The organism is Peribacillus sp. P4_C12 (assembly GCF_056402095.1).
Map to the genome: position 1 here is coordinate 1 of NZ_JBFUIB010000091.1, position 12,204 is coordinate 12,204.

At 37.8% G+C, this 12,204-nt stretch carries 9 protein-coding genes; 8 read left to right on the plus strand and 1 reads right to left on the minus strand.

Features of this window, described 5'->3' with window-relative positions; all coding sequences use genetic code 11:
• Window positions 1–2: 2 nt before the first annotated feature.
• From recN to AC1DUW_RS13665, 5 genes are all read left to right on the plus strand, one after another.
• Window positions 3–1,700 (plus strand): DNA repair protein RecN, encoded by a 1,698-nt coding sequence (gene recN / locus AC1DUW_RS13645; protein WP_477642743.1) that lies wholly within the window; start codon window positions 3–5, stop codon window positions 1,698–1,700.
• A 162-nt stretch (window positions 1,701–1,862) separates the two neighbouring features.
• The gene (spoIVB, locus tag AC1DUW_RS13650; RefSeq protein WP_053346903.1) at window positions 1,863–3,155 is read left to right on the plus strand and encodes a SpoIVB peptidase; all 1,293 of its coding nucleotides are present in this window, start codon (window positions 1,863–1,865) and stop codon (window positions 3,153–3,155) included.
• A gap of 350 nt (window positions 3,156–3,505) precedes the next feature.
• Entirely contained in the window at window positions 3,506–4,297 is a 792-nt protein-coding gene (gene spo0A, locus AC1DUW_RS13655) for a sporulation transcription factor Spo0A (protein WP_477642744.1), read from the plus strand.
• Between the two features lie 408 nt (window positions 4,298–4,705).
• The gene (locus AC1DUW_RS13660) at window positions 4,706–6,214 is read left to right on the plus strand and encodes a DUF342 domain-containing protein (RefSeq protein ID WP_477642745.1); all 1,509 of its coding nucleotides are present in this window, start codon (window positions 4,706–4,708) and stop codon (window positions 6,212–6,214) included.
• 77 nt (window positions 6,215–6,291) lie between these two features.
• On the plus strand, window positions 6,292–7,020 hold the full coding sequence (locus AC1DUW_RS13665) for a glycerophosphodiester phosphodiesterase (RefSeq protein ID WP_477642746.1): 729 nt from the start codon (window positions 6,292–6,294) through the stop codon (window positions 7,018–7,020).
• A 51-nt stretch (window positions 7,021–7,071) separates the two neighbouring features.
• On the opposite strand, the gene AC1DUW_RS13670 is transcribed toward AC1DUW_RS13665, so the two are convergent.
• Window positions 7,072–7,308 carry a DUF2627 domain-containing protein gene (locus AC1DUW_RS13670; RefSeq protein WP_053346899.1) on the minus strand — a complete coding sequence of 79 codons (237 nt, stop codon included), beginning with the start codon at window positions 7,306–7,308 and terminating at the stop codon, window positions 7,072–7,074.
• Window positions 7,309–7,453: 145 nt separating this feature from the next.
• Here AC1DUW_RS13670 and AC1DUW_RS13675 point away from each other — a divergent pair, with 145 nt between their 5' ends.
• From AC1DUW_RS13675 to AC1DUW_RS13685, 3 genes are all read left to right on the plus strand, one after another.
• Entirely contained in the window at window positions 7,454–9,577 is a 2,124-nt protein-coding gene (locus tag AC1DUW_RS13675; protein ID WP_477642747.1) for a sigma 54-interacting transcriptional regulator, read from the plus strand.
• A 360-nt stretch (window positions 9,578–9,937) separates the two neighbouring features.
• Entirely contained in the window at window positions 9,938–11,035 is a 1,098-nt protein-coding gene (bcd, locus tag AC1DUW_RS13680; RefSeq protein WP_053346898.1) for a branched-chain amino acid dehydrogenase, read from the plus strand.
• A 130-nt stretch (window positions 11,036–11,165) separates the two neighbouring features.
• Window positions 11,166–12,204: FAD-dependent oxidoreductase (locus AC1DUW_RS13685; RefSeq protein WP_477642748.1), on the plus strand; the 1,039-nt coding region annotated here is incomplete at its 3' end.

The following is a 12,204-nucleotide window of genomic DNA, read 5'->3' on the forward strand; positions in this document are numbered from 1 at the left end:
CGATTAGGAATTTTGCGATCATTGACAGCTTGTCTGTTTCATTTGAAAAAGGCCTGACTGTATTGACCGGCGAAACAGGGGCAGGGAAATCCATTATCATAGATGCCGTTCATTTATTGGTTGGTGGCCGTGGTTCGGCAGAGTTCATTCGACATGGTGAGTCGAAGGCCGAAATAGAAGGGCTCTTTCAAATTGATGATGACAAACATCCGGTCTTTGCCAAGGCTGAAGAATTTGGCTTGGATATGAATGATGGGATGGCTATCCTTCGTAGAGATATCTCACTCAGTGGCAAGAGCGTCTGCCGGGTAAATGGAAAGCTCGTAACGATTGCAATTTTACGTGAGATAGGACGGACTTTGATAGATATACATGGTCAGCATGAACATCAGGAATTAATGGATGAACGACTCCACCTTCCTTTGCTTGACCAGTTCGGCGGTGAAAAAGTTGCTTCAGCTCTTGCCGAATATCAAAAGTTATTTAAACGGTATGAAACAGCTTCTAAACAACTGAATAGTTTAAGTCAAAATGAACAGCAAATGGTTCATCGTCTCGATTTAATCCAGTTTCAACTCGATGAAATTCAGAAAGCGGATTTGAAACTACGCGAAGATGAAGAATTGATGGAAGAACGGAAAAAAATTAATAATTTCGAAAAAATTCATGAAGCGCTGCAAACCAGCTATAATGCTTTAAATGGAGAGCAACATGCAATTGATTGGCTATCCGTGGCCATGAATAACCTAGAAGAAGCAGCGGGTCTCGATGAGGGTTTAAAAAATAGCTCGGAAACTGTTTCAAATAGCTACTTCCTTCTCGAAGAAGCGGTCTCGACCATCCGAGATCAGTTAGATTCTTTGGATTATGATACAGAACGAGTCGAATTTATTGAAAGTCGCCTTAATGAAATAAATCAATTAAAACGTAAATACGGACGGACCATCGAGGAAATATTGGAGTATGGTGCTGGGATTGAGGAAGAAGTCGAAAAGCTTCAAAATCGGGAAACCCATATAGCGAAGCTTGAAAAAGAAATAAAATCGATTAAAGCTGATTTAATTGTTGAAGCAAAAAACCTGTCTGAACTTCGGCAAACATTCGCACAGCAGTTAACAAAGAAAATACATCAGGAATTAAAAGATTTATACATGGAAAAAACAATTTTCGAACCGCATTTTCTTCAAACAGCTTATACTTTCGATGAGTTATCAGACAGGGGAATTAATCAGTCGGGTCTGGATTCCATGGAGTTTTATATATCCACCAATCCAGGAGAGCCGTTAAAACCTCTTTCGAAAATTGCTTCTGGCGGAGAGTTATCTAGGATTATGTTGGCTTTGAAAAGTATTTTCTCCAAACATCAAGGCATTACTTCCATTATATTCGATGAGGTGGACACAGGTGTAAGCGGCAGGGTTGCACAATCTATTGCTGAAAAAATCTATAAAGTGGCAACGGGTTCCCAGGTACTTTGTATTTCACATTTACCACAGGTCGCGGCAATGGCAGATACCCATTTATTTATTGCAAAAAATGTTAGAGCAGGACGAACCAATACTTCGGTGAAGCCTCTTATAGAAAGTGAAAAAATAAAAGAAATTGGCAGGATGATCTCCGGTGTCGAAATTACGGATTTAACGAAGCAACATGCCAATGAATTAATTCAGCTAGCCAAAAGGCTGAAAATTACGTCTTGAAACGGTCTTGATAAGAGTACTTGCAACTAATCATAAGCATTCATTGTAAAGCTATCCAAAAACGGATAGCTTTTATTTTGTGCTTCTGTTATAAATGACTGTCATGAAGGCTAAATTAAAGGTGTAGCCATAAAGTGTCAGAGAGCGAGGAGAGTGAATGGATTGAAATTTGTATGGATTAACAGGATCATCGGTGGAATTCTCCTTGTTTCGCTATTAACATTAGGGTTATACCAGCCATCTCGTGAATATTTTTTAATTCCAAATCATCTTGTACTATTTGAAGGAAGTCAATATAGTATTTCCAAATCATTACCCGTTTCTGCAAAAGTTTTGGAATCCAGTGATGGGATTTCGCTTCATGATGAGCAAGCTTCAATCACGCTTGGTGCTGAGAAACCAGGTACAAATGAGGTATTACTTGATGTAGCAGGCTTGCCTGCTAAAAAGGTCGATATTAGGGTGTTAAAAGACTTTAAAGTTATGCCTGGAGGCCAATCTATTGGAGTAAAGCTTAATACTCTCGGGGTTCTCGTTGTAGGTCATCATCTAATTGATACTGAGCAAGGAAAAAAATCACCAGGAGAAAAAGCGAAAATTGAAATCGGTGATATTATAACAGAAATCAATGGTCAGACGATAAAGAAGATGGGGGATGTAACCCCTTTTGTTCAGCAGGCAGGTGAAAAGGGAGAAGCGTTAAATATTGTTATCAACCGTGATAACAAAGTGCTTCACAGTATACTCCTGCCTCTAAAGGATAAGAATGAAGGAACTTACAAATTGGGCTTGTATATCCGCGATTCAGCGGCTGGAATTGGGACGATGACGTTTTATCACCCCGATTCGAAAAAATATGGAGCACTGGGGCATGTCATCTCGGATATGGATACAAAAAAGCCGATTGTTGTAAAGGATGGGCAGATTGTTCAATCGACTGTTACGTCCATCGAAAAGGGAAGCAATGGTGACCCAGGAGAAAAATTAGCACGTTTTTCTTCTAACAAAGAAAAAATAGGAAATATTAATCGCAATAGTCCCTTTGGGATTTTCGGGAAGTTAAATCAAGATTTCAAAAATGGAATTAGGGACAATGCCCTTCCAATAACCCTTTCCCACGAAGTGAAGGAAGGACCAGCAAAAATTCTTACTGTAGTGGATGGTTCTAAAGTAGAGGAATTTGATGTGGAAATAGTCAGTTCTATTCCACAAAAGTTCCCTGCAATTAAAGGAATGGTTTTAAAAGTGACAGATAAAGAATTGCTTCAAAAAACGGGTGGGATCGTTCAAGGTATGAGCGGCAGTCCTATCATACAAAATGGGAAATTAATCGGTGCAGTTACCCATGTATTTGTTAATGATCCTACAAGTGGGTATGGTGTCCATATCGAATGGATGTTAAACGAAGCCGGTATCAATATATACGACAAAGATAATTATGAAAAGGCAAGCTGAAGAGTCTGGGTATCCATTTGGATGCCCCTTTTTAATTAAATGGGCAATGTCGGACCATTCTATCTTCATTTTATAAGGAAAATAATCAGGTTTAAAAATGATTTCTTCAAAAATTGAGGTTTTTTTGAATTGATGTGATAAAATGATAACAAAATGAAGATTTTTCGACAATCTGTTTATTCGAATAGCAAACGAAGTCGAAAACAAGAGATATCCGGAGAATAATATTGAATTCCTTATATTTTTTCAAAAATAAAAGGAATTTAGTTTCCATTGTCGAAAAGTTCAATTACAATAGAATTTAGTCATATAGAAAAAAAGACCAATTGTAGTTGAGGAGGAAATCAAGCGTGAAAAAAATTAAGGTGTGCGTTGTAGACGATAATAGAGAACTTGTTGGCCTTCTGGAAGAATACATTTCAGCACAGGAGGACATGGAAGTAATTGGGGTTGCACATAACGGTCAAGATTGCCTGGGTATGTTAGAGAACGTAGATCCGGATATTTTGATTCTCGATATTATCATGCCTCATTTAGATGGGTTAGGTGTACTTGAAAAACTTCGTGAAGTAAAACGAGGTGCAATGCCTAATGTAATTATGCTTACTGCATTTGGTCAAGAAGATGTTACGAAAAAAGCTGTTGATTTGGGTGCGTCTKACTTTATTCTAAAGCCATTTGATATGGAGAATCTTGCCAATCATATTCGTCAGGTGAGCGGCAAAGGACAGGCTGTATTGAAAAATCATAGTCAGTTTAGTTATCGTCCTCAAAATGAATCAAAGCCGAAAAACCTGGATGCTAGCATCACAAGCATAATTCACGAAATTGGAGTGCCTGCGCATATTAAAGGCTATTTATATTTAAGGGAAGCCATTTCAATGGTGTATAACGATATTGAACTATTAGGATCGATTACAAAGGTTCTATATCCGGACATTGCAAAAAAATACAATACAACCGCCAGCCGTGTTGAACGTGCCATCCGACATGCGATTGAAGTGGCTTGGAGCAGGGGAAATATTGAATCAATTTCATCTTTATTCGGTTATACCGTTAGCATGACTAAGGCAAAACCTACGAATTCCGAGTTCATTGCAATGGTTGCTGATAAGCTTCGTCTTGAGCATAAAGCTTCTTGACAGGGGTAGGGGGAGAACCGATTGTTGAGATTTAATATTTAACAATTGACCATATAAAGGCTAGAGCCGCTAAATATATATAGTAATTCTCCGCCTAGATGATAAGCAGACATGAAGAAGTTGCTTTGTGATTTTTTCTAATCAGCAACTTCATTATTTTTAACGCTGCCGATTACAAAAATTAAGCGCCTTTTATTTATTGGATTTTACAGGAAGAATCCAATAAATAAAAGGCGTTTTTGTTTGGGGTTTTTAAAGGATCCTAGGAAGTAATCAGAGACAGTAACGTCTTCCTCTTCATTTACTATCTGAATTATTAGTTAGTGAAAATATGTATGTTTTTATTTTTTCTCTCAATTTTTAGATTATAATTAGGTATATATAATTATATTCGCAAAGGGGAAATATATGATATATGAGATAAATGAGTATTTTGTATTAGAATTGGAAAATGATATGATTTATATTACTGTTTTTCAAAAGGGTTTTTCCATTCTGCATTTAAATCCTATTTTAATTAAATTTCCACAAATCCTACTAGAGAATTTTAATGACTTAAAGGATGCCCTTGCACAAGCAAGTGGAGCGAAAATTCAAATTGGAAAACAAAAACCGACCATAGAGTTGGATATAGCTGAAGATAAAATGTCAGCTAGTGTCAAACTTAATTGTTCTAAAGAGTATCTGAAAGAGAATTATTCAGTAATTATGAACAATATTTTAAAGGAGCTTCAAAGGGAGAATATTTCAGAAGGGATTTTAATGCATATATTACAAACTGGGCTTAGAGTCAAAGATTCAATAGTTATCGCTCAGGGAACAGAACCGTTCCACGGTAAGGATGCGGTGGTTACCTATTTCAAACGATCGGAAAGAAAACCAGCGGTTCGAGAAGATGGAAAAGTCGATTATTATGATATGAGTTTTCTCGATGAAGTAAAAAGCGGTGATTGGTTAGGAGAAAAAGTCCCGCCAACAACTGGAAAGATGGGAAGGAGCATAACAGGGGAATTTGCATTGGCTGATAAAGGGAAGAATAAGAAACTACTTTATGATCGAACAACAGTTGCTGCTATTGAAGAAAATGGAAAGATTATTCTGAGAGCATTAATTAATGGAGTTGTGGAATTTAGAGAGGGAAAGATTGCTGTTGGTGATCACCTAGTTATTGAGGGAGATGTAGGTATTGAAACAGGGAATATCGAATTTGATGGAAGTGTGACCGTAAAAGGAACGATTATTGATAATTTTTCAGTAACAGCAACCAAGGATATTTCTATTTTAAGTGAGCTTGGGGTAAGTAATGTTAAAGAAATCAAGTCAAAAGTGGGTGATGTATTCATTAAAGGAGGCATTTTTGGTAAGGGTGTGTCGAAAATTTCTGCTGGAAGAAACATCTTTGTAAAGCATGCCAATGAATGCCATATAATCGCGGGTGAAAATATACATATTGGTTCTTATTCGTTGGGAAGTTTTCTGAAAGCAAAAAATATCTTCACAGATGAAAAAAAAGGAAAGTTAATCGGCGGGGTAATTGAAGCACATGGAAAAGTGAGAGCGGCGGTCATTGGTAATCGAATGGAACGTAAAACGATAATTAATGTACAAGGATTTAACCGCGAAATCTTAAAAGAGGAATTGAATAAAACATTACTTCTATACAAATCCAAAATTCAAAACCTCGAATTAGTAAAGGAAAAGCTGGAAGTATATGATATGTTTGTAGGTCAATTGAATTTAGCACAAAATTATCAATATGAACAAACAAGGGGCCAACTTGAAAGCTTGACGGCTGAAATTTTTCAATTAGATGAAAAACGAAAGTCATTAATGGATACACTCGAATCAAAAGGAGACGGGGAAATCACCATTGGTCAAATGGCCTTTCCTGCATTTCGATTAGTTTCTATTAAATAACCGTAGTGAAATAAATTTCTGTTTCTTTTCATAAAATTGGGAATATAGCGATTTTAGGGAGAGGGGCAGATTTCATTATGACCTTAATCTTTGCTCATCGAGGATCATCAGGAACCCATCCGGAAAATACGATGTCGGCTTTCAAAGAAGCTGCCCGAGTTGGGGCGGATGGTATTGAAACGGATGTTCAGCTCTCGAAAGATGGTGAAGTAGTCATTATTCACGATGAAAAGCTTAATCGAACAACGAATGCCTCTGGGTTTGTGAAGGACCGGACTTTAATGGAGTTAAAAACTTTTAATGCGTCCAATAGTTATAAAGGGAAAATGGGTAATGAGAGAATTCCTACGCTTGAGGAATTATTGATATGGCTAAAGAATAATCAGCTTTTATGCATTATTGAATTGAAAAATACCCTCTTTCTATATCCAGGGTTAGAAGAGAARGTCATTAGGCTCATTCGTAGCTACGAATTGGAAGAGAGGATAATTATTTCTTCTTTTAATCATTATAGTTTAGTTAATTGTCATCAACTGGCACCTGAAATAGAAACGGCACCGCTTTACCGAGATGGTCTGTTTATGCCGTGGATTTATGCCAAGGCAATAGGAGGAAGCGCTATTCATCCAAATATCAGAGTTGCCCCTGATATCATCATTCAATCGTCGATGTGTGCGGGTGTTCCTGTACGACCATATACCATTAATAAAGAATCAGATATGAAACGATTATACAGCTTGAGATGCAGCGCCATCATCACCGATTTTCCTGAGATAGCGAAGCGAGTCAGAGAGGAATTTGAATAGAGGTAAGAAAGAAGGTGTCCATGATTCATTCATGGCACCTTCTTTTACGTTTTAAAATTTATTAAACCTGCTTTGTACCTTATTTTGTTTCCGATCCCGATGAAGAACGAATCCTGCTATAAAGGCTATCCCACCAATTGTGATAAGCAGCCCAATTAAAAATTGTAGCCAAAGGACTGGGTAGGGGGGCTGTAAAATACCAAAGACCATGTCCCGCATTATTTTTATACCATAGGCAGCGAAGGCACCAGGAATAAAAAGAACTAAAAAAGCGATTAAACGTTTCATGCAGTCAAATCCCTTCCAAAAATTCCGTCTTTAAAAAATGATAAAGGATATAAGAAATTTGTCAAGTTTCGGGAACTAAGAAAAAGCCTGGAAGATGGTGACTATTTTTAGTCGATACTAATATGGTAAAATGAGGGTATATAGTATGAAAAAAATTGCAGAGATAATAAAAATTGAGAAAAAAATAGCAAAACAAAAAGGGGGAATGAAAATGCAAAAAGTCATGATAGTAGGAGGAGGAGTAGGGGGGACAACGGTGTTGAAGCTCCTTTCGGAAATCGAAGAATTCTCAATTGTTTGTATGGCAGATACGAACGAAGCTGCTGAAGGAATACTTGCTGCAAAAGAACGAGGGATTTCTACTGTTTCAAATTGGAGCAGTGCGCTAGATAAAGGCTTAGACATTATTATTGATACAACAGGAATTCCGTCTGTCTTTAATAAGATAAAAAAAGATATGGATGATCAAACGATACTCATCCCAGGAATCGTCGCTCATATTCTTACCAACCTATTTGAAGAGAAAAATCGTCTTATAAATAAATTGGAGAATGCTTCAGCAAAAATGGACTTAATACTTAATACAACCAATGACGGAATGATAGTCATCGATCACAATGGATATGTCATAATGTTTAACGATAGTGCGGAACGAGTATCAAATACAAAGCGTGAATTAGTGATTGGTAAGCATATTAAAGATATCATCCCTTCAAGTGGATTACTGAGAGTGATGGAAACTAAACAGAGGGAAGAAAATCGACGGATCACCCTCGAGAATGGGATGGATTTCATCACGACAAGAATCCCTTTAATGAATGCAGAGGAAGAAATTATAGGGGCATTTTCTATGTTTAAGGATAAAACGGAAGCGGTACAATTAGCTGAACAGATTACTGATTTAAAAGAGATTCAGACGATGCTTGAAGCGATTATTCACTCAAGTGATGAAGCTATATCTGTCGTTGATGATCAAGGAAGGGGGCTTTTGATCAATCCGGCATACACAAGACTTACTGGTTTAACAAAGAATCAGGTGATTGGAAAGCCGGCTTCTATAGATATTTATGAAGGTGAAAGTATGCATATGAAGGTGCTTCAAACAAAAAAGCCGGTTCGTGGTGTCAATATGCGTGTCGGTCCAAAGCATAAGGAAGTAATTGTTAATGTTGCTCCGATTATTGTAGATGGACGTCTAAAAGGGAGTGTTGGGGTCATACATGATGTTTCAGAAATTCAATCTTTAACTCACGAATTGAATCGAGCACGTCAAATTATTAGGACTTTGCAGGCCAAATACTCCTTTGATGATATAATTGGAGCTTCTGAAGAAATGAAGCTTCCGGTTGAACAGGCGAAATTATCTGCAAGAACCCCCGCCACTGTTTTGTTGAGAGGGGAATCAGGGACAGGCAAGGAGTTGTTTGCCCATGCTATCCATAATGCGAGCGATAGGAAATTTAATAAGTTTGTACGTGTAAACTGTGCGGCAATTTCTGAATCATTACTTGAAAGTGAACTGTTTGGTTATGAGGAAGGAGCCTTTACTGGTGCGATAAGAGGCGGGAAAATCGGTTATTTTGAAGAGGCAAATCAAGGAAGTATATTTTTGGATGAAATTGGTGAATTACCAGCTAACATTCAGGCAAAATTACTTCGAGTATTGCAGGAACAAGAAATCATCAGAGTTGGTGGAACAAAGCCTATTCCAATCAATGTCCGGGTAATAGCTGCTACCAATATTAATCTTGAACAAGCCATTGGTAATGGATTATTCCGGGAAGACCTATATTTCCGGTTAAATCGCATGCCCATTCTCATTACCCCATTACGAAAACGAAAAGAAGATATGCGAGAATTAGCGGAGCATTTAATTAATAAAATCAATCAAGAATACGGACGGAGTATTGAAGGGATTACCGAAGCAGCCATCCATAAAATGCAAATCTATAATTGGCCAGGAAACGTAAGAGAGCTGGAAAATATTTTAGGGCGAGCGATTATCTTTATGAAATTAAATGAGACAATTATAGATATACAGCATATTCCGGATTTTATCGAGGCGATTCCATTAAAACAGGATAAAGTCGTGACAAAACCTTCTGCCTACGTATCGGGGAAACCGCTCTCGGAAATAATAGATCAGTATGAAGCCGAAATTATTCAGCAAGCGATAAATACTCACAAGGGAAATAAAACACTTACAGCTAGGGCCCTTGGAATTTCAGTAAGAAATTTATATTACAAGATGGAAAAGTTAGAACTGTGAAGTTATTTGCGTGCAAAATATTGCGTTGTGTGAAATAATTTGCGTATGATTTTAGAAAATAGTCTAATGTAAATTGGATCAACTTCTAACATGAAATATTAAAAAATTATGTAAAGGTTATTATTGGCCGCTTATTAACCGGAATTATTCGTTTTTAGTTAAAAAGATACCTTTTATTGGCATGTAATTTGCATATTGAATAGTACATGGGTTTCTTCCGGGAACCATTCTCCAAAGGGAAAAATATCATGAAATTAGCGGATATTATTTGCATGAACGAAGTAACCCAGTAAGAATGAGGAGTAATTGTCAGCCTCTCTTATCTGTCACTTAATAAAAACATCTAGGGAGGATTCTTTTATGGAAATTTTTAAATATCTTGAAAAATATGATTACGAACAACTTCTTTTCTGTCAGGATAAACAATCTGGATTAAAAGCGATTATTGCTATTCATGATACGACTTTAGGGCCTGCTCTTGGAGGCACGCGGATGTGGACGTATGCTACAGAAGAAGAAGCCATAGAAGATGCTTTAAGGCTTTCAAAAGGAATGACTTATAAGAACGCAGCCGCTGGCTTAAATTTAGGCGGAGGAAAAACGGTCATCATCGGCGATCCACGCAAGGATAAAAATGAAGAAATGTTCCGTGCATTCGGCAGATATATCCAAGGATTGAATGGTCGTTATATAACAGCTGAAGATGTTGGAACAACGGTTGAAGATATGGATCTCATTCACGAAGAAACAGACTTCGTGACAGGTATCTCCCCTGCATTCGGTTCTTCAGGTAACCCTTCACCTGTGACTGCTTACGGAGTATATCGGGGTATGAAAGCTGCAGCAAAAGAAGCATTCGGCACTGATTCTCTAGAAGGCAAGGTGGTTGCAGTCCAAGGTGTCGGGAATGTAGCTTATAACTTATGCCGTCACCTTCATGAGGAGGGCGCTAAGCTGATCGTTACGGATATTAATAAAGAGAGTGTAGCCAGAGCAGTCGAATCCTTTGGTGCAACTGCCGTAAATCCTGATGAAATTTATGGTGTTCAATGTGATATTTATGCACCTTGTGCATTAGGTGCTGTAATAAACGATCAAACGATTAATCAAATCAAAGCTAAGGTCATTGCAGGTGCAGCTAATAATCAGTTAAAAGAACCTGTTCATGGTGACCAAATACATGAAAAAGGTATTGTGTATGCTCCTGATTATGTAATTAATGCAGGTGGAGTCATAAATGTGGCTGATGAGCTTTTAGGGTATAACCGGGAAAGAGCTCTTAAGAAAGTGGAAACGGTTTATGATACCATTGAACGAGTCATTGAGATTGCAAAACGTGATAATATCCCAACCTATAAAGCAGCTGATAGGATGGCAGAGGAGCGCATTGAACGTATGCGGAATTCACGGAGTCAATTTCTACAAAATGAAAAGCATATCTTAAATGGACGAAGATGATTTAAGTTGTAAAAGATATAGATTCCTGTGTTTTTTTTTGATAAACACAGGAATTTTCAACATTGATAACGTAATAAACATAGGGCAAGTAAAAACGGTAACAACTGTTTAATAGTGAGGAGGAGTGGTTTTGGCTGAAGAATTTGACCTTGTTATCCTAGGCGGAGGAACAGGCGGGTATGTGGCAGCAATTAGGGCTGCTCAATTAGGTTTGAAAACGGCTGTCGTGGAGAAAGGCAAACTCGGCGGGACGTGTCTACATAAAGGCTGTATCCCTTCAAAAGCGCTTTTAAGAAGTGCAGAAGTTTATCAAACTGCAGTGAAAAGTGAGGAATTTGGTATTGTCACCGGGGATGTAAATGTAGATTTCCTTAAGGTGCAGGACAGAAAAAATAAAATTGTTGATCAACTTTATAGAGGGGTTCAACACTTAATGAAACAAGGGAAGATAACGGTTTATGAAGGCTTAGGGCGTATACTTGGTCCATCTATATTTTCACCGATGCCCGGAACGATTTCCGTAGAAATGAATAATGGTAGTGAAAATGAAATGCTTATCCCTCAGAATATCATCATTGCTACCGGTTCACGCCCGAAGACATTACCCGGTTTACCTATTGATGGAGAATTTGTACTTACGTCTGATGAAGCACTAAAGCTAGAGAGCTTGCCAAAATCAATTATTATTGTAGGCGGGGGTGTGATTGGTATTGAATGGGCCTCGATGCTGAATGATTTTGGTGTGGAAGTAACGGTTCTGGAATATGCAGATAGAATCATCCCGACTGAAGACCATGAGATTTCAAATGAAATGCTTCGTCTTCTAACGAAAAAAGGTGTCAAGTTTGTTACAGGGGCTAAGGTATTATCGGAAACGCTGAAAATAGAAGGTTCGGTATCTATTTCTGCTGAAATAAATGGAACCACCGAGGAATTCACAGCTGAAAAAATGCTGGTTTCCGTAGGCAGATCGGCAAATGTTGAAGGAATCGGCCTTGAAAATACAGAAATAGTGAAAGAAAAAGGTTTTATTGAAACCAATGAGTTCTTCCAAACTAAAGAAACACATATCTATGCAATCGGTGATTGTATCGGTGGTTTGCAGTTGGCACATGTTGCCTCCCATGAAGGTATTACAGCTGTTGAACATATGACAGGCAATAAACCTG